This window comes from Acidovorax sp. SRI_002 (genome assembly GCF_057586455.1).
The window spans coordinates 15,157-37,366 of the sequence record NZ_JBYCZW010000004.1; the positions used below are offsets into that span (position 1 = coordinate 15,157).

Consider the following 22,210-nt stretch of genomic DNA (forward strand, 5'->3'; position numbering starts at 1 on the left):
GATCAAGTCACCGGTTTGAGCACGATTGTCCGCTGCTTTGCCATGCGCTCGGCAGCCCTTGTGCGGTCCTTGACATCGCCTGCGAGCTGACCACAAGCAGCGTCGATGTCATCTCCGCGGGTCTTGCGCACGGTCGTGACGATACCCGCTTCGCTCAAGACTTTGGCGAAAGCCAGCACCTGATTTTGTGGCGAACGCAACAGCCCTGACGCGGGAAACGGATTGAAAGGAATCAGGTTGAATTTGCAGCGCACACCCACACCACGGGCGGGCTTGACGAGTTCGATCAGTTGCCGTGCGTGCTCAACCTGGTCATTGACACCATCGAGCATGCAGTATTCAAACGTAATGAAGTCGCGCGGCGCATGCGCCAGATATCGATTGCAGGCAGCCAGCAATTCCTCAATAGGGTACTTGCGGTTCAGCGGCACCAAGTTGTCGCGCAAGGGGTCATTCGGCGCATGCAGAGACACCGCGAGAGCCACAGGACAATCCACGGACAAGCGGTCCATCATCGGAACCACGCCCGACGTTGAAACGGTGACCCGCCTGCGTGACAAACCATACCCATGGTCGTCCAACATGACGCGCAAGGCCGGAACGAGGGCCGAGTAGTTCTGCAGCGGCTCTCCCATTCCCATCATCACCACATTCGAAATGACGCGGTCCTCGGATTGGAGGCGCTGGCGCAGGGAATGTTCAGCAAACCAAAGCTGTGCAACGATCTCCCCTGTGGTGAGATTTCTGCTGAAGCCCTGGTGCCCCGTGGAACAGAAGCGGCAACCCACGGCGCAGCCAGCCTGCGAGGATATACACAGGGTTCCGCGATCATCTTCGGGAATAAAAACCGCCTCGACCGCATTGCCATCCCCCACGTCAAACAGCCACTTGACCGTGCCGTCTGAGGAGACATGTTCGGAGATGACGGGCAAGGCCTCGACGCGAGCACAGCCCTTGAGCTTGTCGCGCAAGGCCTTTGCCAGATCACTCATGGCGTCAAAGTCACTGGCGCCGCGCTGATGAATCCAGCGAAACAACTGCGTGGCGCGAAACCGCTTTTCACCCAACTGCTGGCAGAAAGCCGCCAGACCGTCGAGATCAAATTCTAAAAGATTGGTGGTCACTGCGCCCTCCCCGGGGTGGGCCGAACGCAGTCGTCCCCATGGCGCAGGTATCCCACGTGTGCGGGAACAGGCATGGGGACACCCATATCAGCGCGAGTAAATGTTCAGACCAGGGAAGAAGAAAGCCACTTCTGCCTGGGCAGTTTCCGCAGCGTCGGAGCCATGCACTGCATTGGCATCGATGCTGTCCGCGAAGTCGGCGCGGATGGTGCCAGCTTCTGCCTTCTTGGGGTCCGTGGCGCCCATGAGTTCGCGGTTTTTCAGAATCGCGTTTTCACCTTCCAGGGCCTGGATCATCACAGGACCGGAGATCATGAAATCCACCAGATCCTTGAAGAAAGGACGCTCTTTGTGCACGGCGTAGAACTGCTCGGCCTCCAGGCGCGACAGGTGAGCCATACGTGCAGCCACGACCTTGAGACCAGCCGCTTCGAAGCGTGCATAGATCTGACCGATGACGTTCTTTGCCACTGCGTCGGGCTTGATGATGGAGAGAGTGCGTTCGATTGCCATATTGATTTCCTGAATTGATGTTGCTGTGATTCGTTTGTCCACCGGACAAAGCCCTCGATTCTAACCGGGGAGCCCCGGGGTAGCACAGCGCCTAGCGCCCGCCCCCGCCCCGACGTGGACCTCCGCCACCAGGGCGGCGTTTGTCCTGGCGATGCCGCGAGAGACTGTCCATGCCGATATAGCCCACCGATGTTTTCATCGGATCGGGCTGCGCCGCGCCGCGCGGGCGGTCTCCACCACCTGCATTGTTGCCACGGTCGAACCCTTGCCCCCCATCACGGCGGGGTTTCTGCCCTCGGGGACCACCGGGCGCACCCTGCGACATGTCGCGGCGCGGCCCGTCGCCCACGCGGGGACCATTGCGCCCCCGGTTGCGCTTGTTGCCACTCCGTCCGCCGCCAGCCCCCGACCCTTCATCCGAACGAGCTTCCGCTGCTTCCGGACGCCCGGCGCCCGCCGCCTGCACCAGGGCCCGGATGTCGCCCTCATCCAGTTCCAGCCAGGCACCGCGCTTGAGACCCCGTGGCAGCACCATGGCACCGTAACGAATGCGGATCAACCGACTGACCGCATGGCCCACAGATTCGAGCATGCGGCGCACCTCGCGATTGCGCCCTTCGGAAATGGTGACCCGGTACCAGCAATTGGAACCTTCGCCTCCACCATCTTCGATGGAACCAAACGACGCCATGCCATCGTCCAGGCGCACGCCATCGAGCAGCTTCTGCTTTTCCTCATTGCTGAGGGCGCCGAGCACACGCACAGCGTATTCGCGCTCCAGCCCAAAACGAGGATGCATGAGCTTGTTGGCCAGCTCTCCCGAGCTGGTGAACAGCAGCAGGCCTTCGGTATTCAGATCCAGGCGCCCGACCGACTGCCATTTGCCCTGCATGAGCCGGGGCAGCTTGCGAAAGACGGTGGGCCGGTTCTGGGGATCGTCATGGGTCACCACCTCCCCCACAGGCTTGTGGTAAGCAATCACCCGCGCTGGCGGCGGGTCGATGCGGTAGCGGATGGGTTTGCCATTGACCTTGACCTGATCGCCGAACTGGATGCGCTGGCCGATGTGGGCTGGCTCGTTGTTGACGGAGATGCGCCCTTCCAGAATAAGTTGCTCCATCTCCAGGCGCGAGCCAAGTCCCGCCTGCGCCAGCACCTTGTGAAGCTTGGGGGTTTCCACCTGGGGCAGAAGCACCCGCTTAGCCGGAACCATCTCTGCGGAGGCATCATCCTCATCGAAGCGGCCCGACACCACATCTTCAAACTGGTATCCCTGAACCGCAGGAGCTCCCACCTTGCGCTTATCGCGCCCAGCGCCGTCGAGGCGCGGCTGCCGAGCCCGCCCGTCCCCACGATTCTGGCGCTCGCCATGGCGAGGTTCGGGGGTGGCGTCAGACGCCCCCGCCTCTGCCTCTGGAATTGCAGGCTCATGCGCAACCACAGGAGCGACAGGTACATCCTGCTGGCTCAACCCATGCGGCGACTCCCCGGCCAGGGCAGGTGCCTCAGCAGCATCCAAAACGCGCACGTCCACAGCATCCTGCACTTCCACGGCTTGCGCTGGCTCGACTTTTTTCTTGCGCGGGGCACGTTTGACAGCGGCTTTTTTGGGCGCTGCGGCTGTCGCTGAAGGATCAGCATCCGGCAGATCGGCCGGGATTTCGGGGGTCGAATCGTTCATCAAGTATTTCCCTGGATACCACCCGGGGTATCGGCATCGTCATCACGGAGATCCGTCTCCGCACTCTGAAAAAAATCATCCACACGCAGCAACTGCCCACTGGCGGCAACAGCCTCCAAAGACTCTGATGGCTGACTATCCATCGCCACAGCCAGCAGTTCAGCCTCGGCCTCAGGCGTTGATTCCGGCTCTATCCCTCCTTGCGCTGCAGCGGCCATTGCTTCCAGCACATTCGCATTGCCTGAGGGGTCGTCAAGCACCGGCAATTGGTCCAACGACTGCAATCCCATGTCATCCAAGAACTGCCGGGTGGTTGCAAACAGCGCGGGGCGCCCCACCGTTTCCCGGTGACCAATGACCTCGACCCAGCCGCGGTCTTCCAACTGCTTGACGATCAGGCTATTGACCGTTACCCCCCGGATGTCCTCGATGTCGCCGCGCGTAACCGGCTGGCGATACGCAATGATCGCGAGTGTCTCCATGGTGGCCCTCGAATAGCGCGGAGGCTTTTCGGGGTGCAACCTGTCGAGGTATTCACGCATTTCGGGACGGCTCTGAAAACGCCAGCCCGTGGCCACCTGCACCAGCTCTACACCCCGCTGCGTCCATTCAAGCTGCAACTCCTGCAACAGCAACTTGAGCGTGTCCGACCCCAGAGCGTCATTGAAAAGCACCCGCAGCTCGCGCAAGGGCACAGGCTGCTGCGCGCAGATCAGCGCAGTTTCGAGGACCCGTTTGGCATCCACCGTGTTCATGGTTCAGCGATTCCTGGAAAAGTGCCACGCGTTGCAACGGGTGGCACATCAACAGCAGGGGCAATCAATGGCGCGCTGTGCAAGGGCGCTGGCGCGACGCAGAAGCCCGGCGGGATTCCGTCTTCGGGCTGGGGCCAGTCTGGCCGTCAGGGCGCATTGTAGCCCAGCCCCCACAGGGAGAGGGCTTGGCGCATGTCTTCGGGCACAGGAGCATCGAATTCCAGCGCCTGGCCCGTGACGGGATGCACAAAGGCCAGGCGGTAGGCATGAAGGGCCTGCCGCTGCATCGCCCCGAGCGGAGCTCCCCCATAGAGGCTGTCCCCCACCAGTGGGTGCTTCAGAGATGCCATGTGCACCCGGATCTGGTGGGTGCGCCCCGTGTGCAGGGTGCATTGCACCCAGCAACCGTCGTCCGTACCAGCCAGGCAGCGGATATCGGTCCGTGCCAACTTGCCAGCATGGAGTGCCAAGTCCACCACCGCCATGCGCAGGCGGTTGCGTGGATCTCGGCCGATGGGAGCATCCACCGTTCGCGTCTTGGGCCCCGACCAGGCGCCGTGGGCCATGGCCAAATACTGGCGCTGTACCTTGCGCTCCGCAATCAGTGCCACCAACGCGTCCATGGTGGCACGATCACGGGCAACCACCATCAAGCCACTCGTATCCTTGTCGAGCCGGTGCACGATGCCAGCGCGTGGCACGGTCAACGCCTTGTCGTCGCGGGCGAGCAAGCCGTTGAGCAGGGTGCCACTCCAGTTCCCCGGCGCGGGATGGACCACCAGACCAGCGGGCTTGTTCACCACCAGCAGATGCGCATCCTCATGGACGACCTCGATGTGCATGGGCTCGGGCCGAAACGCCTGGCTCTGCAGCGTGGGCCGCATTTCCAGCACCACCTGATCGCCCACCTTCACCCGGGTCGCCGACTTCCTGACCGGTTTGCCATTGAGGCTGACCAACCCCTGCACCAGCAATTGCTGCAGATAGCTGCGGGAGAACTCGGGCACCAGATCGGCCAGCGCCTTGTCCAGCCGGGCCGCGTGCTGCCCGGCGCCTATCTGCGTGGAGCGAAGCTCGCTCCCGGATTCGTCCGCCAGTCCTTCAGACTCCTCGCTCAGCAAGTCATCTGCGGCTCCGGCCGGTTCATCCGCACTGCCAGATGCGCCCAGAGGCGGTTGAGCCACAGCCGGGCTCAACGGGGAGGCAGGTAACGCGATGGATCCACCGGCTTGCCCTGGCGGCGGATTTCAAAGTGCAGCTTGACGCGATCGGCGTCGGTGCTGCCCATCTCGGCGATTTTTTGCCCCTTGCGCACGGCCTGATCTTCCTTGACGAGCAAGGTCTGGTTATGGGCATATGCCGTCAAAAACGTGTTGTTATGCTTGAGGATGACAAGGTTGCCGTATCCGCGCAGCCCAGCGCCCGCATACACCACGCGGCCATCGGCGGCGGCCAGGACCGGGTCACCGGCCTTGCCAGCAATGTCGTAGCCCTTGTTGCGTGCCTCGTCAAAACCGGCAATCAACGAGCCAGGCGCAGGCCAGATGAACGCCATGTCATCCTCGGCCGCGGCAGCGGGTGCGGCAGGCGTGGCGGGGGCAACGGCCACCACAGGGCCAGAAGCCGCCGATGTTGCAGGTTTCGCGGCACTGGCCGCAGGGGCTGGCGTGCTCGCAGGTGCTGCAGGCGTGATGGAGGAAGACGTGACAGGACGGGTGACCACGCCGCTGTCCGACGCGACCGCCTGCGAAGCAGCAACCGGTGGCGCTACGCGCAGAACCTGGCCCACTTCGATCAGATTTGCGTTGTCAAGGTTGTTCCAGCGCGCAATGTCTTTCCAGCTCTGGCCGGACTCCAGCCCGATTCGGATCAGGGTATCTCCAGGCTTGACTGTGTAATAGCCAGGCTTGCCCGCATTTTCAGCACCCGGCAGTGGCTTGATGGGGGTGCCAACCACCACACCTGGCTGTGCAGAGGATGAAGGAGCGGAGGAGGAGGATGTGCCTCGGTCTTCCACTGGAGCCTTGTTCAGCCGGGTGCCGCAGCCACTAAGCGCCAAACCCGCCAGTGCCACAGTAAACCCAACCACAAGACCACGCGATACGAACATAAGCAATTCCCTTCAGGCAATCCCCGATTTTAGAGGGACAAAATGCACAGGCTCCAGCACGCTTTGTTTCAATCCGTGTGGGGTTTTGTCGATCACAAGCAACATCTGCTGCCCCCCCGCAAGCGCCATGGGCGCAACCAGCCTGCCGCCCACGGCCAATTGATCGCACCAGGCCTGAGGCACAGCATCACCACCGGCTGCGGCAATGATGGCCGCGTAAGGCGCACCCTTGGCATAGCCCAGCATGCCGTCACCGAACAGCAGGTGCACATTGGCCAGCCGAAATGGGCGCAGGTTGTTGCGCGCCTTGTCGTGCAGGCCACGCAGGCGCTCCAGGGTGTAGACCTCGCGCGCCAGGTGGCTCAGCACGGCGGCCTGGTAGCCGCAGCCCGTACCGATTTCCAGCACACGCCCCAGCCCATCGGTGCGTGCGCCTTCGGCGCCCAGGAGCAATTCGCACATGCGGGCGACGACATTGGGCTTTGAGATGGTCTGCCCCAGACCAATGGGCAGACTGGTGTCCTCATACGCCTGGTTGACCAGGGCGCTGTCCACAAAACGGTGGCGTTCCACGGTGCCCATGGCCTGCAGCACCGCAGCCGATGTGATGCCCCCTGCCGCCAGCTTTTGCACCATGCGCGCGCGCACCGCCGCAGAATCCAGCCCAACGCCCACAGGGGGTGCCGCCACTGGATTGCGCGCAGCGGGAGCCACCGGCGTGGGCCGGACTGCCGCAGGACCCGATCCGGGCAGCCGGGCCGGGAATCCAGGGCGGCGCTGCATCAGAGCTCCGGGGCGCCAGCCGCCCCTGCCGCAAGCCGGGACGCCGTTTGCGCCCAGTAGCCAAGGTTGTCATGGTCGGTCAGGTCCACCTTCAGTGGCGTGATGGACACATGGCCCTGCGCCGTGGCATGGAAATCCGTGCCCTCCGCATCGTCCTTGGCGGCTCCCGCGCCACCAATCCAATACATCGCCTCACCCCGGGGGCTTTCCTGCACGATCACGCGCTCGGCCGCGTGGCGGCGTCCCAGGCGGCACAGCTTGATGGGCTGCAGCGCCGCAAGCGGCATGTTGGGAATGTTCACATTCAGCAGCCAGGGTGTATCGGTCACCAGGTTCTGGGCGCGCATCTGTTCCACAATCTCCCGCGCCTTGGCCGCTGCAGCCTCGATCTCGCCCCAGCCCTTGTCCACCTGCGAGAAGGCAATGGCCGGAATGCCAAACAGATAACCCTCCATCGCGGCGCCCACGGTGCCTGAATAAATGGTGTCGTCGCCCATGTTGGCGCCATTGTTGATGCCCGACACCACCAGATCGGGCCGGTAGCCCAGCAGCCCCGTCAGGGCGATGTGCACACAGTCGGCCGGCGTTCCGTTCACATAGCGGAAGCCGTTGTGGGCCTTGTGCACATACAGTGGCGAATGCAGGGTCAACGCATTGGACTTGGCGCTGTTGTTGTGCTCGGGCGCGACGACTTCAACCTCCACCCCATCGAGGGTTTTCAGGGCATCGTGCAGCGCCACGATGCCCGGAGCCTGGTAGCCGTCGTCGTTGGAGATCAGAATTTTCATGGGTTGCGGTAGAGCTTGCAACGGATTGTAGGTGGGGCACCCGTCCACACCCAACGGCCCGCCCTCCGTCGCTCGTGGGACATCGTGCGCCCGGGTGCCCCGCCTATCATGCAGACCACATTGACAGGAGACTTTTCCCATGCACGCTTGGCTTTGCACCAACCCCACCGGCGTTGACGCCCTGGCCTGGACCGAACTGCCCACGCCCACGCCCAAGGCGGGCGAGGTGCTGATCGAAATCAAGGCGGCCAGCCTGAACTTCCCCGATCTGCTGATCGTGCAGAACAAGTACCAGATGAAACCGCCCCTGCCTTTCGTCCCCGGCTCGGAGTACGCAGGCGTGGTGGCAGCCGTGGGCGAAGGCGTCACCCACCTCAAGGTCGGCCAGAACGTGGCCTGCCTGTCGGGCACCGGCGGTTTCGGCACCCACACCATCGCCCCGGCAGCCCTGTGCATGCCGCTGCCGGATGGCTTTTCGCACGTGGACGCTGCGGCGTTCATCATGATCTACGCCACCTCGCACCATGCCCTCGTAGACCGCGCACAGCTCAAGGCGGGCGAGACCGTGCTGGTGCTGGGCGCCGCCGGGGGCGTGGGCACGGCCGCCATCCAGATCGCCAAGGCCATGGGCGCGCGCGTGATTGCAGCGGCCTCCAGCGATGAAAAATGTGCGCTGTGCGCCTCCATCGGGGCCGATGCCACCATCAACTACAGCAAGGACAACCTGCGCGACGCCATCAAGGCGCTTACCGACGGCAAGGGCCCCGACGTGATTTATGACCCTGTGGGTGGCGATTTTGCCGAGCCCGCGTTCCGCTCCATTGCCTGGCGCGGCCGCTACCTGGTGGTGGGTTTTGCCTCCGGCCCCATCCCGGCCCTGCCCTTCAACCTGGCGCTGCTCAAGGGCGCCTCCATCGTGGGCGTGTTCTGGGGCGACTTCGCCAAGCGCGAGCCCAAGGCCAACGCCGCCATGATGGGCGAGCTGGCGCAGTGGTACGCCCAGGGCAAGATCAAGCCCGTGATCGACCGCACCATGCCCATGGCCGAGCTGCCCGCCGCCTACGCGCACATGGGTTCACGGGGGGTGATGGGCAAGCTCGTGATGGTGAACTGACGCCTGCGCCTGCCAGGCCACAAGGCTTGGCAGAGCCAGCCCCTGAGAAAGCGGCCGCTGTGTCACACTCGCACCTCCTGCTCTCCTCTGACACTGGTGTCCGCACATGGCCGACCGACCACCTTCCGAAATTGCGCGCGAGACGCTCAAGCAGCTAGCCACCCGCCGCCTGCCCCCAACGCCCGACAACTACCTGGCGCTGTACGACGAGATCGCAGGAACCCGTAGCCCCCAGCCGTTCCCGGACGGCCAACTGCACCACATCCTGCGGGTGCTGCCAGGGCAGACACCGGCCCAGAAGCGGCTCTTGGGGCAATTTGAGCGCGCCGTCAACAACAAAGACTGGACTTCGCTACAAAGTGTGCTGGTCGGTTACGCCAACCTGGGGCTGAGCCCGGCGGCGGCTGCAGCCCCGGTAGAGACCGCTGCAAGCACCACCGCCCCCGGCAACCCCGGCGTCCTGCCGGACGAGTTTGCGCAAATGCTCGCCCGCCTGATCGACAACACGCTGCCCGCGCTGGGCGAAGACGATGCCCGCGTGATCGAGATGGCGCAAAAGCTCATCGCCTTTCTGAAAGAGCCCGCACCGCCCATCTCCACCGTCCAGCTCATGCTGGGCAACTTTACCTACCGGTTGTCTTTTGCCACCGAAGACCAGGCCGCCATCCGCTCCAGCCTGCTGGAGCTGCTGCACATGGTGTTCGAGAACATCGCCGTGCTCAGCGTGGAAGACCGCTGGCTGCACGGCCAGGCCGAGGCGCTGATGGCAGCATCCACCCCGCCGCTCACTTTGCGCCGCCTGGACGATGTGCAGCGCCGGCTCAAGGACGTGATCTTCAAGCAGACCGAGGCCAAGGCGCGCACCGTGGAAGCGCAGGAGCAGATGAAGGACATGCTGGCCACCTTCATCGAACGGCTGGCCAAAATCACGGCGTCCAGCACCACCTACCAGGGCACCATGGCACGCTGCGCCGACCTGATCGGCAAGGCCAACACCCTTGAGGAAATCGCCCCCGTGCTGCAAGAGGTGATGACCGCCACCCGTTCGATGGCGCTGGACAGCCGTGTGGCCCACGACGAGCTTCACGACCTGCGCGAGCGCACCGAAGCCAAGCGTGCCGAAGTCGCCAAGCTGCAGGAAGAGCTGGACCGCGCCAGCGCCCAGGCCCGGCACGACCCGCTCACCGGCTCGCTCAACCGCAAGGGCCTGGACGAAGCCATGGAGCGCGAAATCGCCCGCGCGCGCCGCCTGGGCTCGCCGCTGTGCCTGGCGCTGCTGGACGTGGACAATTTCAAGACCATCAACGACCGCCTGGGCCACTCGGGCGGGGACGCGGCCCTGGTGCATCTGGCCCAAGTCACACGCGAAGTCATGCGGCCACAGGACCTGCTGGCGCGTTATGGCGGCGAAGAGTTCGTGCTGGTGCTGCCCGACACTTCGGTAGAAAGCGGCGTGGCCGCGATGACGCGGCTGCAGCGCGAGCTGACCACACGCTTCTTCCTGCAGGGCAGCGAGAAGGTGCTCATCACGTTCAGCGCTGGTGTGGCCCAGCTGCACGACAGCGAAGGCAGCCCCGACGCCATCCGCCGCGCCGACCAGGCGATGTACCTGGCCAAGCGATCGGGCAAGAACCGGGTCATGGCGGCATAGGGTGAAGCACCCCCTGAGTCGCCTTCGGCGCCTTCCCCCTCTCCTTCGGGAGGGGGACGCCACCAGCGCACGCAAGCGAAGCGCCGCATCCGCAGCTTGGCGGCCCTTGCGCGGTGGCCGCTGGCCTGGGCCGCGCCGGTTCTAAGCGCAGCGCACCTATCCAGCGCCCCGCAATGAATCCAGAGCAGAGACGCGCATTTTTGCGGAAGGCCATCCTGGCCGCCGCTGCCACCCAACTGCCCCGCTGGGCATGGAGCAACGCACCAGCACTACAGAGCAACACCTTCGCGCTGGGCGTGGCCAGTGGAGACCCGGCGCCCGACGGCGTGGTGCTGTGGACGCGGCTGGTGCTAGCCGACCCGGCGCTGATGCAGGCCACCCACACCGTGCGGTGGGAGGTGGCGCACGATGTGCGTTTTTCACAGATCGTACAAAAAGGCGAAGCCACCGCCCTGCCAGCGCTCGGCCACAGCGTGCATGTAGAACTGCGCGGCCTGGCGCCCGGCCGCTGGTACCACTACCGCTTCATGCTGGGCAATGCCGTCAGCGCCACGGGGCGCACGCGCACCGCGCCAGCGCTCGGCGACTTGCCCGCCACGCTGCGGCTGGCCTTTGCCTCGTGCCAGCGCTGGGAACATGGCCACTACGCCGCCTGGCACCATCTGGTGGCAGACCAGCCCGACCTGGTGCTGTTCCTGGGCGACTACATCTACGAATACGCGACGCCGAAAAACACCACAGACCTGGCGCGCACCCACAACCTGCGCCACGCCACCACGCTGGCGGATTTTCGAGACCGCTACGCCCTGCACAAAAGCGACCCCGCCCTGCAAGCCGCCCACGCTGCCTGCCCCTGGGCCGTGACCTGGGACGACCACGAGGTGCAGAACGACTACGCCAGTGGTACCGGTAAGGGCGACGATGGCAGCTTTCTGACGCTGCGAGGCGCCGCATGGCAAGCCTTCTACGAAAACATGCCGCTGCGCGCCGCCAGCCTGAACGGCCCCGCCTCCGGCACCCGCTGGGATGCCCTGCAGGTCTACCGCCGCCTTCGCTGGGGGCGCCTGGCCCACATCCACCTGCTGGACAGCCGCCAGTACCGCACTTGGCAGGCCTGCCGCACGCCCCAGTCCACCAGCGCGGGCGCTGTGCGCGCGGCAGACTGCGCCGACCTGGCCAGCCCCGCCCGCACGCTGCTGGGCGCAATGCAAGAGCAGTGGCTGGACACCGGCCTGGCCGCCGACGCACACACCAAAGACACCACCCACTGGAGCGTGCTGGCACAGCAAACCCTGTTTTCGCCGCGCCACTACCCTTCGGGCGTTACGTCCGCCGACAGCTGGGACGGTTACCCCGCAGCCCGCGCGCGCCTGCTGCAGGCCTTGGCACAGCACGCCCCGCGCAACACCGTGCTCCTAGGCGGCGACATCCACCAGAACTATGTGTGCAGAGTGCACGCCAATCCCGATCGCCCGGAGTCGCCCGTGGTGGCCAGCGAGTTCTGCGGCACGTCCATCAGCTCTCGCTCGGGCACCACACAAGATAAGGTGGACGCCATCGCCCGGCACAACCCGCATGTGCTGCTGGCCCGCTGCGACCAGCGCGGCTATGGGCTGGCAGACATCACGCCCACGCGCTGGACCACCACCCTGCGCGTGCTGGACGACCCGCTGCGCGCGGACAGTGCCGCCACCACGCTCGCCCGCTTTGTGGTGGAAGACGGGCGGCCCGGGCCCAAGCCAGCATGACGGTTGCTTGAATGCTATTCTATTTATAGCTATTAGCGCTTTATGGATAAGCGCTAGAGGCTAAAAACACCCAAATCTTCGGAGCCTGTAGCGCGATGTAACGCCCCGGCGTCGCTCCGGCCGGTCCGCGTACCATGGCCACTTCTTCGCCCCTTCGCTTCTCGCCACCCAGGAGTTGTCCATGCCCAAAACCACCACGCACCCCCTGCCCTCCCCTCGTGCCATCACCTTCAGCCTGAGCCTGCTGGCCTCGGCCGTGCTGCTGGCAGGCTGCGCAAGCGCCCCGTCACAGTTCGCCTACACCGTGCCCGCCCAGCCCGAAGGCTCGTCGGGCTACACCGAAAAGCCCGGCTGGGCCACCGAGAAATTTGCCGTGGCCGCCGCCAACCCGCTGGCCACGGATGCGGGCTACCAGATCCTCAAGGCCGGGGGTTCCGCCATCGACGCAGCCATTGCCGTGCAGATGGTGCTGACCCTGGTGGAGCCGCAATCGAGCGGCATCGGCGGCGGCGCCTTCCTGCTGCACAGCACCGGCAAAACCGTGGAGGCCTACGACGGCCGCGAGACTGCCCCCGCCGCTGCGGACGAAAAACTCTTTCTCGGCGCCGACGGCAAACCCGTGCAGTTCTACGACGGCGTGGTGGGCGGCCGCTCGGTCGGCGTGCCCGGCACCGTGCGCATGCTGGAGATGGCGCACAAGCAGCACGGCAAGCTGCCCTGGGCCACGCTGTTCCAACCCGCCATCACCCTGGCCGAAGGCGGCTTCAAAATCAGCGCACGGCTCAACACCCTGGTCAAGGCCGACCCGCACCTCAAGAAGGACCCGGTGGCTGCCGCCTATTTCTACAAGGCCGACGGCGACGCGCGCGATGTGGGCGTGAACCTGCGCAACCCCGAGCTGGCCGCCGTGCTGCGCAAGATTGCCGCCGAAGGCAGCAAGGCCCTGCACGAAGGCGAAATCGCCCAGGCCATCGTGGACAAGGTGCAAAAACACCCCACCAACCCCGGCAAACTCAGCATGGCCGACCTGGCCGGCTACCAGCCCAAAAAGCGCGAGGCGCTGTGCCACGACTACCAGGTGCAGGCCAAAGACTTCCGCATCTGCGGCTTCCCGCCGCCCAGCTCGGGCGCCATTGCCATCGGGCAGATCCTGGGCATCCTGAAAAACACCGACGCTGCCGCCAAGCCCCTGCAAGACGGCATTCCATCCGCCGACTGGCTGCACCTGTACACCGAAGCCGCCCGCCTGGCCTTTGCCGACCGTGCGCTGTACGTGGCCGACCCAGACTTTGTGCAGCCCCCCGGCGGCAGCTGGACCAGCCTGATCGCCCCCACCTACCTGGCCGAACGCGCCAAGCTCATCGGCACGCAAAGCATGAAGGTCGCCCAGCCCGGCAACCCGGCCGCCGTGAAGACCAGCTACGCCCCCATGCCCGACCAGCCCGAATACGGCACCAGCCACATCAGCATCGTCGACGCCTTCGGCAACGCCGTGGCCATGACCACCACCATCGAAGACCAGTTCGGCGCGCGGCAGATGGTCAAAGGCTTCTTGCTGAACAACGAACTCACCGACTTCAGCTTTGCCCCCACCGACGCCCAGGGCCAGCCCATTGCCAACCGCGTGCAGCCCGGCAAACGCCCCCGCTCGTCCATGGCCCCTACCCTCGTGTTCGACAAGGCCACCGGCGAGCTGCTGATGAGCGGCGGCAGCCCCGGCGGCGCGGCCATCATCCACTACACCGCCAAGACGCTCTACGGCGTGCTCAACTGGGGCCTGATGCCCCAACAAGCCATCAACCTGCCCAACTTCGGCTCCATGAACGGACCGACGCTGCTGGAAGAAAAGCGCTTCCCCCCCGCCACCGTCGAGGCCCTACGCGCACGCGGCGCCGAGGTGCGCGAGATGAATATGACGAGTGGTCTGCAGGCCATCACGCGCGGGCAGGCACACGGCAAGAAGCTGTGGATGGGGGGAGCAGACCCACGGCGTGAAGGGGTGGTGATGGGGGACTGAGAGGGATAGGCTGACGCCTGCGCATTAACCTATCCTGTAGCCGCACATGAACCCTCTCGTGCGGCGAGCCCCGCAAGCTTGTCGAAGCACCGCGCAGAGCTTCGACAAGCGGTGCCCGAACGAACGGCCGTTCAGGGCTGAAGGCTTGACTTGATCTTGCGAACCGCGGCAACGTCGCCAAGGAAGACTTGCAGGGCATCCTTATCTTCGCGAGACAGGTCCGCGCTGTCGAGAAGATGGAGTTGGTGGATTACAACTTCCAGCGCCTCTGCGAGCCTGCCGATTTGCTTGCCGTAACTGCCAACCTTCTCCAGCACGGCTTGCTCTACCTTGGCGTTTGAAGTCGCTCCCAAGTTGACCTGAAAGAGATTGAACGACCAGTTGGGAAGGATGGGCTGGGAGAGCGCTGTAGGGGCCAGCTGAAGTGGCATGTAGAAGTTTTGCAATTTGCACTCCCAGTGAAGTTCGTGAGTTCGGACGGCAATGCCTGCGTTCCTCGGCGGTGGGCCTGGTGCAGCCAGACGTTCGAGCCAAGCGGAAGATGGTGGCATGACGACTGGCACACGAGGCCGATGATAGCCAGCACACCTAGCAGGCCAGGCGGCGCGCCGTAGGGGCTCCCACTTAAAGACTACCAACTCGGCGTCACCTCTTTCGCCGGATGACAAATGCGTTCTCAGCACGTTGAAAGCCGATTGCAGGGTAATAGGACATCGCATTCGGCGCTGACAGCAGTATGAGAGCGACCTCTTCGCCAATGACCGCCTGCGTCCGCCTGATCAGTTCCTTGCCCACGCCTCGACCCTGAAGAGCCTTGTCGACAGCAAGGTCAGAGAGGTAGCAGCAGTAGGCGTAGTCGGTGAGTGATCGACTCAGTCCCACCAGGCGTCCATCCTCCCAGGCCGAGATCACGAGGCTCGGCGCCGCGAACATGCGCGCGATTCGGGGAAGGTCAGAGGTTGGACGCGTGATCCCTGACGCGTCGAAGACCCGAACAACTTCGACGGGATCTAGCGGTACGTTGTGACGGTACTCGAGTTGAGGCATAGGATCGCGAATGGGATGTGATGTTGAATCGTGTGACGCTTGACGTTAGCGCTCAGCGGACGGCGAAGCCGACTCTCGCAGCAGAGTGTTACCAGCATCTGCTGGAGACCGAAAACGATACACGGATGCGCCACGATCGTGGGAAGGCGCAATGTGAGGACGAAACCCCGCAGTGGCGTTACGCCAAAACAACTCGGCTCCAACATTGCCAGGATAGCTTGCGACAGACCACTCGCCTGGATGCGCTTGGAAGAGCGCCAAGGCGGCCGCCCTCCCCGCGCCGCGGCGCCGATGGCGTGGTTCAACCCAGAACTCAGCTATCTCATGCAGCCCGCGCTCAATGTTTCGGACGAGAGCAAATCCCGCCACGTTGTCGCCCACTCGAAATAGGTACGGCGTTCGCCCCGCCTCCTGCCAGTACAGGTGCAAGTACGGGTAGTCCGTACTGGCGCCCAACTCCGACAAGTATCTGTAGAGCAGCGCTGCCACGAGATCATGGTACTCCCGAGCAACTCGCTCGACGGTTAGGAGATGATCTGGTGTCATCATGATGGATACAGGTTGTGCGGAGCGGCGCGCACCCCGGGGCTTGAACTTGGCACTTTATGCTTCACGCGTCCACTCCTGTGATGGCGTGGACTCATTGGTTGTTTGGGTGAAGGCGTGGTGATGAGACTGAGCTGAATCCGAGAAAAATTGCCGCCATCGTGCTTCGCACCGACAAGCTGAGCAAAAGGCGGCATGCTGGAACCTGCTTATTTAGATACCCGCTTGTCATAACCAACGCTCCAGCACCTTCGGCACCCCCGCCATCAACATCGCCACCCCCGACAGCGTCAGCATCCCCAACACAATCTGCCGAAACCTCGCCTCGCTGATGCCGTGGTACAGCTTGGCGCCCAGCAGCGTCGGCACCAACATGGCGGGCACCACGATGGCCAGCAGGGGCAGCGCTTCGCGGGTGACCAGGCCGGTGGCCAGGTAGGTGATGAAGGTCACCAGCAGCATGGCCAGGTTGAAGTTCTGGATGATGGCGCGCTGCACATCCTTGTCCATGCCGCGCAAGGTGCACCACAGGGTGGGCAGCACGCCGGTGAAGCCGCCCAGGCCGCCCATCACGCCGCCCGCCATGCCCACCAGCGCGTCGGCCACGCGCCCGCCGCGCGTGATGCGGGGCAACTGCTTGGCCATCAGCATGGCCGGGCACCACAGCACCAGCAGCGTGCCCAGGATGACCTTGAACGCGTCCATGTCCAGCCGGGGCAATACGGCCACGCCAATGGGGATGCCCACCAGGCCACCCAGCACAAAGGGCAGCAGGCGCACCCGGTCAAACCCCCGGCGCACCGTGGCCGCCGCCACCAGCTGGCCGGTGAGCGCGCCGCACACCGCCAGCAGCGCGGCCAGGCGGGGTTCCAGCGTCCAGGCCCAGAACGACATGGCCACCATGCCAAAGCCGAAGCCCGACAGGCCCTGCACAAACCCGGCGGCCACGGCGCCCAGGGCTACGATCAACAGCACGGAATCCATTGCACCTCCACTGCTATCGGCTGCGTTCAACAATCCGCACACGCTGAGCTTGTCGGAGCGCTGCACAAGGCTTCGACGAGCTCAGCCTGAACGGCTTCGGTAGATCGCAGACACGCAATTCGTTTTAAGGGGCTGCCGAGCCAGCCGGGTCCATTGTGCAGGTTGGTTCGCAGGCCCACTCGGGCACAGGAGCACCTTGGCCCGCACACACCTTGTTTATCAATACAACGTGGCTTGCTGGCGCGCGGGCAGTTCGCGGTCGTAGGTGGCGCCGTCAAACCGGCCCTGCGTGATGGACGCGAGGATGGCACCAGGGGTCGGCACCGTGCGCGGGGTGCCAGGCGGTACAGCGCTCCACAGGCGCGAGCGCTGTATGGCGCGGGCGCACTGGAAGTACACGGCTTGCACATCAACGACGATCACGCATTTGGGCGGCTGGCCGTTGACCGCAAACCGCTCCATAAGATCGGGCGCCACGCTGATGCGCGCGTGGCCGTTGACGCGCAGGGTTTCGCCCACGCCGGGGATGAGAAACAGCAGCGCCACGCGCGGGTCTGCCACGATGTTGCGCAGGCTGTCGGCGCGGTTGTTGCCACGGCGCTCGGGCAGGAGCAGGGTCTTATCGTCCTGCAGCTGCACAAAGCCCGCCGGGTCACCACGCGGCGAGGCATCCAGCCCGCCAGGGCCGGTGGTGGCCAGCACGGCAAAGGGCGACGCCGCGATCATGGCGCGGTAGGCGGGGTGCACATACGGCAGCTCTTTGTGGACGGAGGCATCGCTGAGTGAGCCCAGCAAGGCCTCCAGGCGTGGCAGGGTGTCGATGGCGTGCTCGTCGCGGGCGGGGGTCATGGCGGTAGCTTCCTTGGGGTAGGGTGGCAAGGGAACGGCCATGGTGCGGCAGGCCCGCCGCCCCGACAAACGACTTTGCGGCAGGTCACGCGTGCAAAAAGCGCACGCATGGAGTCCGGCACGTGGGAGTGCCGGCCCCACTGCCCTGCCCCCAGCGCATGGCACTGGCACGGCACATGCCGCGCCAGGGGCGGAGCGCAATCCGGCCCGTGGGCAAGACGCGCGCCGCTCCTTTGTTCAGCGTGCGGGACGCAGCTTGACGCCGGGGAAATCCACCGGCACCGCGAGCGCCACGTTCACGTAGTTGGTGAACAGGTTGAGCGCCACATGGCCCACGATCTCGACGATGTGCTCGTCGCTCCAGCCGTGGTCGCGCAGCGCCTGCACATCGGTGGCATCCACCTGGCCACGTTCATTGACCAGCTTCAGCGCAAAGCGCAGCACGGCGGCGGTGCGCGGGTCGGCGGATTCGCCCGACTGCGCGGCGGCCAAATCGTCGCCGCTCACGCCTGCCTTGCGGCCCAGTGCGGTGTGGGCGGCCAGGCAGTAGTCGCAGGCATTGCGGTTGGCTACGGCCACGGCGATCTGCTCGCCCAGTGCGGCACCGATCACGCCACCACCCAGCGCACCAAAGGCGGCCCACATGCTTTGCAGCGCGGCGGGAGAGTTGGCCACCGCGCGGAACATGTTGGGAGTGGCACCGAAAGCGCCGTGGATCTGGTCGAGCACGGTGCGCACGGAGCCGGAGGCGGCGGTGCGGTCAACGAGGGGGACGCGGGCAACGGAGGAGGAGTTAGCGGACATGGTGTGGATTTCCTTGAAGGTCATGAAAGACGGTTTGGTTTAAAGGGCCGGTGCTTGGTTAAGGGGTTAAGCACCGGGTGCCTGTTCTCAGCACCCCTGCAGTGTCCAGCGTCAGCTCGTACCATTGGGCACATAAAATCCACCATTCATACCTAATCATCCAAAATCACCATGAATGCCCGCGACACTTGCACCACGCCTCTGCCAACGCAGGCACCCGCTCCGTTTGACCGGCTGTCGTCGCTGCTGGAGCGCTTTCGGGTGCGCGCCCACCTGTTCCACAGCGGCCCGCTGTGCGGCGTGACCCACTTTGCGGCGGCGCCCGGGCGCGGGTTTCTGCATGTGCTGCGCCGTGGCGAGATGGTGGTGACGCACCAGCCCCAGGCGGGGCCACCGGAGCGGCTGGAGGTAGCTGAGCCCAGCCTGCTCTTCTACGCCCGACCGCTAGAGCATTTTTTTCACAATGCGCCCACCGAGGGCTCGGACTTCACCTGCGCGGCGCTGGACTTTGACGGTGGTGCCAGCCACCCGCTGGCCCGCGCCCTGCCCCCGCTGGTGCTGCTGCCCCTGGGCAAGGTGGACGGGCTGCAGCAGTCGCTGGACCTGCTGTTTGCCGAAACCGACCGCCTGCGCTGCGGTCACCGCGTGCTGGCCGACCGGCTGTTTGAAGTGGTGCTGCTGCAGCTGCTGCGCTGGCTGCTGGACCACCCCGAGCAGGCGCACATGCCGCCCGGCCTGCTCACGGGTCTCGCCGACCCTGCCCTGGCCCGCGCCCTCACCGCCTTGCACGATGCGCCGGGCCAGCCATGGAGCCTGGCGCAGATGGCTGCGCAGGCAGGCATGTCGCGCAGTGCGTTTGCGGCCCGCTTCAAGGCGGTGGTGGGCGACACCCCCGCCGACTACCTGGCGCACTGGCGGCTGACGCTGGCGCAGGCCCATCTGCGCGGCGGACGGTCGTTGAAGTCGATTGCCAACGAGCTGGGTTACGCCAACCCCTCGGCGCTGTCGCGCGTGTTTGCGCAGAAGGTGGGCATGTCGCCACGGGTCTGGCTGGAGGGCCTTGCGGCATAGCGAGCTAAGCCGCCACCTCCTCTGCCCGGCTGGACGCGCGGCCCACGGGCCGCCACAATTTCCAGCGCCGGCTGCGAAGCTCCAGGATTTTGATAAAAACAGGCCCTGGCGCTTATCCTGATTGCGCAAAAAGCTATTTAATTGATAGCACAACTCTGCGAATTGATCAGCCGCCGGAAAGGATTCACGCCATGAACGCCGCTCTCACCCAACTGGCAGCCGACTGCGGGCTGGCCAGCGACGCCCACACCCCGCTGCGCCTGGCCTTTGGCCTGGCCTGTGTGCAGCGCGTGCGCCATCTGCTGGAAGATCCGGAGGCCATCGCTGGCCTCGACGTGCTGGCCGCGTTCACGGCGGGCACGGTGGATGCGGCCACTTTGACCAACGCAGCAGAGCGGCTGAAAGCGGTGGCCTCGCACCACCGGGGCTCGCAGTCGCTGGACGGGTCGGCCCATGCCGCCGTGTCGGCCACCTACGCTGTGGCCAACGCGCTGGCGGGCCGGGCGCTGGAGGCCGCCAGCTACGCGGCCTATGCCACGGTGTATGCCTATGGCGGGTATGCGGTGCAAGACCTCTCGGCGTTTGAGCCGGAGCACCAGTGGCAGGTGCAGGCGCTGCAGCGGCTGCTGGACGATGCGGCGACCCAGCGGTCGGCGAGGCCCCTTGCCGCCAGCCAGCCCTGCGCATGAGCCGCCAGCAGGTTCTCGCCGCGCTGGCCGCCCCGCTGCGTGCGATCCTGGAGGCCGAACTGGCGCAGGGCAACGTTATCGACGAGGTGGCGGACTGGCCGCCCCGGTGCGAGTTGCTCGTGATCCTGCGCCGCCCTTTCGCGAAGGCCTACCCGACCGGGCCTGGCGTGGAGTTCACCGCCATCGAAGACCGGCACTACTGGAAGTCCGAATACAACCTCGATGGCGGCCGGCAGACGCTGGCGTGCGGTTTTGGCTGAGCCGGGTGATCAGACGTTGATGGCGGCCGCCGAGCCGGCCTGCTTGCGCAGCTCGAACTTCTGGATCTTGCCGGTGCTGGTCTTGGGCAGCTCGCCAAACACCACGGCACGCGGCACCTTGAAGCCCGCCAGGTGCTTCTTGCAATGCGCCACGATGTCTTCGGGCGTGGTCTGCGCACCGGCCTTCAGCTCCACAAACGCGCAGGGCGTCTCGCCCCACTTGGGGTCGGGCTTGGCCACCACGGCAGCGGCCAGCACGTCGGGGTGGCGGTAGAGCACGTCTTCGACCTCGATGGACGAGATGTTCTCGCCGCCCGAGATGATGATGTCCTTGCTGCGGTCCTTGATCTTGATGTAGCCGTCGGGGTACTGCACGGCCAGGTCGCCGCTGTGGAACCAGCCGCCCGCAAAGGCCTCGTCGGTGGCCTTGGGGTTCTTGAGGTAGCCCTTCATGGCGATGTTGCCCTTGAACATGATCTCGCCCATGGTTTCGCCGTCCTGTGGCACGGGCAGCATGGTCTCGGGGTCGAGCACGCGCACGTCGCGCTCCAGGTGGTAGCGCACGCCCTGGCGGGCGTTGAGACGGGCGCGCTCGCCAATGTCCAGGGCATCCCAGGCCTCGTGCTTGGCACACACGGTGGCGGGGCCGTACACCTCGGTCAGGCCGTACACATGGGTCAGGTCGAACCCCATTTTTTCCATGCCCTCGATCATCGAGGCCGGTGGCGCGGCGCCCGCCACCATGGCCTTGACGCCTGCGGGGATGCCCACCTTCATCGCATCGGGCGCGTTGACCAGCAGGCCGTGCACGATGGGCGCGCCGCAGTAGTGCGTGACACCGTGGTTGCGGATGGCGTCGAAGATGGCCTGCGCGTCCACCCGGCGCAGGCAAACGTTGACGCCAGCACGCGCCGCAATGGTCCAGGGAAAGCACCAGCCGTTGCAGTGGAACATGGGCAGCGTCCACAGGTACACCGCATGTTTGGGCATGTCCCACTCCAGCACGTTGCTGATGGCATTGCTGGCGGCACCCCGGTGGTGGTAGACCACGCCCTTGGGGTTGCCGGTGGTGCCGGATGTGTAGTTGAGCGCAATCGCATCCCACTCGTCGGCGGGCAGGCTCCAGGCAAAGGCCGCATCGCCGCTGGCCACAAAGGCTTCGTAGTCGGTGCCGCCCAGGCTTTGAACTGCGGGTCCATAAAGCGCGTCCTGCACCTCGATCACGCGTATGGGGGTAGTGCTCGTGCGCAGGGCCAGTGCCTTGGCCATGGTGCCGATGAACTCCGGGTCCACGATGACGGCCTTGGCCTCGCCGTGGTCGAGCATGAAGGCGATGGCCTCCGGGTCGAGCCGGGTGTTGAGGGTGTTGAGCACCGCGCCGGCCATGGGCACGCCAAAGTGCGCCTCCACCATGGGTGGGGTGTTGGGCAGCATCACGGCCACGGTGTCGTTCTTGCCAATGCCGGCCTGGGTCAGCGCGCTGGCCAGCTGGCGGCAGCGCGCGTAGGTCTGTGCCCAGGTCTGGCGCAGCGTGCCGTGCACGATGGCCAGACGGTCGGGGTAGACCTCGGCCGTGCGTTCGATGAACGACAGGGGGGACAGGGCAGCGAAGTTGGCTTCGGTGCGGGGCAGGTGCTGGTCAAAGATGGAGGTCATGGGTCGGTGCTGAGAGGTAA

22 protein-coding genes are annotated in these 22,210 nt (G+C 65.1%); 7 read left to right on the forward strand and 15 right to left on the reverse strand.

Going from position 1 to position 22,210, the window contains the following annotated elements:
- Positions 1-2: 2 nt before the first annotated feature.
- From rlmN to surE, 8 genes are all read right to left on the reverse strand, one after another.
- Positions 3-1,124 (reverse strand): dual-specificity RNA methyltransferase RlmN, encoded by a 1,122-nt coding sequence (rlmN, locus tag AC2YJX_RS11385; RefSeq protein ID WP_121505919.1) that lies wholly within the window; start codon positions 1,122-1,124, stop codon positions 3-5.
- 87 nt (positions 1,125-1,211) lie between these two features.
- Positions 1,212-1,637, reverse strand: a complete 426-nt coding sequence (gene ndk / locus AC2YJX_RS11390) for a nucleoside-diphosphate kinase (protein ID WP_008905954.1) — start codon at positions 1,635-1,637, stop codon at positions 1,212-1,214.
- A 91-nt stretch (positions 1,638-1,728) separates the two neighbouring features.
- Positions 1,729-3,318 (reverse strand): pseudouridine synthase, encoded by a 1,590-nt coding sequence (locus tag AC2YJX_RS11395; RefSeq protein WP_121420603.1) that lies wholly within the window; start codon positions 3,316-3,318, stop codon positions 1,729-1,731.
- Positions 3,318-4,073 (reverse strand): SMC-Scp complex subunit ScpB, encoded by a 756-nt coding sequence (gene scpB / locus AC2YJX_RS11400; RefSeq protein ID WP_487256110.1) that lies wholly within the window; start codon positions 4,071-4,073, stop codon positions 3,318-3,320. Before scpB ends, AC2YJX_RS11395 begins: the two co-directional genes overlap by 1 nt.
- Before the next feature lie 146 nt (positions 4,074-4,219).
- On the reverse strand, positions 4,220-5,257 hold the full coding sequence (locus AC2YJX_RS11405; RefSeq protein WP_487256111.1) for an RluA family pseudouridine synthase: 1,038 nt from the start codon (positions 5,255-5,257) through the stop codon (positions 4,220-4,222).
- 8 nt (positions 5,258-5,265) lie between these two features.
- Positions 5,266-6,183, reverse strand: a complete 918-nt coding sequence (locus AC2YJX_RS11410; RefSeq protein WP_121420604.1) for a peptidoglycan DD-metalloendopeptidase family protein — start codon at positions 6,181-6,183, stop codon at positions 5,266-5,268.
- Positions 6,184-6,195: 12 nt separating this feature from the next.
- Complete coding sequence (locus AC2YJX_RS11415; protein ID WP_121420605.1) at positions 6,196-6,966, reverse strand: protein-L-isoaspartate(D-aspartate) O-methyltransferase; 771 nt, start codon at positions 6,964-6,966, stop codon at positions 6,196-6,198.
- Positions 6,966-7,754, reverse strand: coding sequence for a 5'/3'-nucleotidase SurE (gene surE, locus AC2YJX_RS11420; protein ID WP_055398666.1), 789 nt, complete (start codon positions 7,752-7,754; stop codon positions 6,966-6,968). Before surE ends, AC2YJX_RS11415 begins: the two co-directional genes overlap by 1 nt.
- A 139-nt stretch (positions 7,755-7,893) precedes the next feature.
- Here surE and AC2YJX_RS11425 point away from each other — a divergent pair, with 139 nt between their 5' ends.
- The 4 genes from AC2YJX_RS11425 (at position 7,894) to AC2YJX_RS11440 (ending at position 14,284) form a co-directional block, all read left to right on the forward strand.
- A complete protein-coding gene (locus tag AC2YJX_RS11425) occupies positions 7,894-8,868 on the forward strand; it encodes an NADPH:quinone oxidoreductase family protein (protein ID WP_121420606.1) in 975 nt (324 codons plus the stop codon).
- A gap of 106 nt (positions 8,869-8,974) precedes the next feature.
- Positions 8,975-10,519, forward strand: a complete 1,545-nt coding sequence (locus tag AC2YJX_RS11430) for a GGDEF domain-containing protein (protein WP_121420607.1) — start codon at positions 8,975-8,977, stop codon at positions 10,517-10,519.
- 173 nt (positions 10,520-10,692) lie between these two features.
- Positions 10,693-12,267 (forward strand): alkaline phosphatase D family protein, encoded by a 1,575-nt coding sequence (locus AC2YJX_RS11435; RefSeq protein WP_487256112.1) that lies wholly within the window; start codon positions 10,693-10,695, stop codon positions 12,265-12,267.
- Positions 12,268-12,448: 181 nt separating this feature from the next.
- The gene (locus AC2YJX_RS11440; RefSeq protein ID WP_487256113.1) at positions 12,449-14,284 is read left to right on the forward strand and encodes a gamma-glutamyltransferase family protein; all 1,836 of its coding nucleotides are present in this window, start codon (positions 12,449-12,451) and stop codon (positions 14,282-14,284) included.
- A gap of 131 nt (positions 14,285-14,415) precedes the next feature.
- Here the strand turns inward: AC2YJX_RS11440 and AC2YJX_RS11445 are convergent, their stop codons facing one another.
- From AC2YJX_RS11445 to AC2YJX_RS11470, 6 genes are all read right to left on the reverse strand, one after another.
- Positions 14,416-14,730, reverse strand: a complete 315-nt coding sequence (locus AC2YJX_RS11445) for a hypothetical protein (protein WP_487256114.1) — start codon at positions 14,728-14,730, stop codon at positions 14,416-14,418.
- A gap of 199 nt (positions 14,731-14,929) precedes the next feature.
- The gene (locus tag AC2YJX_RS11450; RefSeq protein ID WP_121505913.1) at positions 14,930-15,331 is read right to left on the reverse strand and encodes a GNAT family N-acetyltransferase; all 402 of its coding nucleotides are present in this window, start codon (positions 15,329-15,331) and stop codon (positions 14,930-14,932) included.
- A 45-nt stretch (positions 15,332-15,376) separates the two neighbouring features.
- On the reverse strand, positions 15,377-15,880 hold the full coding sequence (locus AC2YJX_RS11455) for a GNAT family N-acetyltransferase (protein ID WP_487256115.1): 504 nt from the start codon (positions 15,878-15,880) through the stop codon (positions 15,377-15,379).
- A gap of 225 nt (positions 15,881-16,105) precedes the next feature.
- A complete protein-coding gene (locus AC2YJX_RS11460; RefSeq protein ID WP_487256116.1) occupies positions 16,106-16,861 on the reverse strand; it encodes a sulfite exporter TauE/SafE family protein in 756 nt (251 codons plus the stop codon).
- Between the two features lie 219 nt (positions 16,862-17,080).
- Positions 17,081-17,710, reverse strand: a complete 630-nt coding sequence (locus AC2YJX_RS11465) for a pyridoxamine 5'-phosphate oxidase family protein (RefSeq protein ID WP_487256117.1) — start codon at positions 17,708-17,710, stop codon at positions 17,081-17,083.
- A 237-nt stretch (positions 17,711-17,947) separates the two neighbouring features.
- A complete protein-coding gene (locus AC2YJX_RS11470; protein ID WP_487256118.1) occupies positions 17,948-18,514 on the reverse strand; it encodes a carboxymuconolactone decarboxylase family protein in 567 nt (188 codons plus the stop codon).
- 171 nt (positions 18,515-18,685) lie between these two features.
- Here AC2YJX_RS11470 and AC2YJX_RS11475 point away from each other — a divergent pair, with 171 nt between their 5' ends.
- From AC2YJX_RS11475 to AC2YJX_RS11485, 3 genes are all read left to right on the forward strand, one after another.
- The gene (locus tag AC2YJX_RS11475; RefSeq protein WP_431149729.1) at positions 18,686-19,585 is read left to right on the forward strand and encodes a helix-turn-helix transcriptional regulator; all 900 of its coding nucleotides are present in this window, start codon (positions 18,686-18,688) and stop codon (positions 19,583-19,585) included.
- 191 nt (positions 19,586-19,776) lie between these two features.
- Positions 19,777-20,274, forward strand: a complete 498-nt coding sequence (locus AC2YJX_RS11480; RefSeq protein WP_487256119.1) for a hypothetical protein — start codon at positions 19,777-19,779, stop codon at positions 20,272-20,274.
- Positions 20,271-20,534: a hypothetical protein gene (locus tag AC2YJX_RS11485; RefSeq protein WP_108497552.1), complete on the forward strand. Its 264-nt coding sequence runs from the start codon at positions 20,271-20,273 to the stop codon at positions 20,532-20,534. The genes AC2YJX_RS11480 and AC2YJX_RS11485 overlap by 4 nt, the downstream gene beginning before the upstream one ends.
- 9 nt (positions 20,535-20,543) lie before the next feature.
- On the opposite strand, the gene AC2YJX_RS11490 is transcribed toward AC2YJX_RS11485, so the two are convergent.
- Positions 20,544-22,190 (reverse strand): acyl-CoA synthetase, encoded by a 1,647-nt coding sequence (locus AC2YJX_RS11490; RefSeq protein WP_487256120.1) that lies wholly within the window; start codon positions 22,188-22,190, stop codon positions 20,544-20,546.
- Between the last annotated feature and the right edge of the window lie 20 nt (positions 22,191-22,210).

Excerpts from the sequence above, each read along its gene's own strand:
- ndk (WP_008905954.1), bottom strand. The coding sequence starts at position 1,637 with ATGGCAATCGAACGCACTCTCTCCATCATCAAGCCCGACGCAGTGGCA.
- AC2YJX_RS11395 (WP_121420603.1), bottom strand. The coding sequence starts at position 3,318 with ATGAACGATTCGACCCCCGAAATCCCGGCCGATCTGCCGGATGCTGAT.
- scpB (WP_487256110.1), bottom strand. The coding sequence starts at position 4,073 with ATGAACACGGTGGATGCCAAACGGGTCCTCGAAACTGCGCTGATCTGC.
- AC2YJX_RS11410 (WP_121420604.1), bottom strand. The coding sequence starts at position 6,183 with ATGTTCGTATCGCGTGGTCTTGTGGTTGGGTTTACTGTGGCACTGGCG.
- AC2YJX_RS11415 (WP_121420605.1), bottom strand. The coding sequence starts at position 6,966 with ATGCAGCGCCGCCCTGGATTCCCGGCCCGGCTGCCCGGATCGGGTCCT.
- surE (WP_055398666.1), bottom strand. The coding sequence starts at position 7,754 with ATGAAAATTCTGATCTCCAACGACGACGGCTACCAGGCTCCGGGCATC.
- AC2YJX_RS11425 (WP_121420606.1), top strand. The coding sequence starts at position 7,894 with ATGCACGCTTGGCTTTGCACCAACCCCACCGGCGTTGACGCCCTGGCC.
- AC2YJX_RS11430 (WP_121420607.1), top strand. The coding sequence starts at position 8,975 with ATGGCCGACCGACCACCTTCCGAAATTGCGCGCGAGACGCTCAAGCAG.
- AC2YJX_RS11435 (WP_487256112.1), top strand. The coding sequence starts at position 10,693 with ATGAATCCAGAGCAGAGACGCGCATTTTTGCGGAAGGCCATCCTGGCC.
- AC2YJX_RS11440 (WP_487256113.1), top strand. The coding sequence starts at position 12,449 with ATGCCCAAAACCACCACGCACCCCCTGCCCTCCCCTCGTGCCATCACC.
- AC2YJX_RS11450 (WP_121505913.1), bottom strand. The coding sequence starts at position 15,331 with ATGCCTCAACTCGAGTACCGTCACAACGTACCGCTAGATCCCGTCGAA.
- AC2YJX_RS11455 (WP_487256115.1), bottom strand. The coding sequence starts at position 15,880 with ATGATGACACCAGATCATCTCCTAACCGTCGAGCGAGTTGCTCGGGAG.
- AC2YJX_RS11460 (WP_487256116.1), bottom strand. The coding sequence starts at position 16,861 with ATGGATTCCGTGCTGTTGATCGTAGCCCTGGGCGCCGTGGCCGCCGGG.
- AC2YJX_RS11465 (WP_487256117.1), bottom strand. The coding sequence starts at position 17,710 with ATGACCCCCGCCCGCGACGAGCACGCCATCGACACCCTGCCACGCCTG.
- AC2YJX_RS11470 (WP_487256118.1), bottom strand. The coding sequence starts at position 18,514 with ATGTCCGCTAACTCCTCCTCCGTTGCCCGCGTCCCCCTCGTTGACCGC.
- AC2YJX_RS11475 (WP_431149729.1), top strand. The coding sequence starts at position 18,686 with ATGAATGCCCGCGACACTTGCACCACGCCTCTGCCAACGCAGGCACCC.
- AC2YJX_RS11480 (WP_487256119.1), top strand. The coding sequence starts at position 19,777 with ATGAACGCCGCTCTCACCCAACTGGCAGCCGACTGCGGGCTGGCCAGC.
- AC2YJX_RS11485 (WP_108497552.1), top strand. The coding sequence starts at position 20,271 with ATGAGCCGCCAGCAGGTTCTCGCCGCGCTGGCCGCCCCGCTGCGTGCG.
- AC2YJX_RS11490 (WP_487256120.1), bottom strand. The coding sequence starts at position 22,190 with ATGACCTCCATCTTTGACCAGCACCTGCCCCGCACCGAAGCCAACTTC.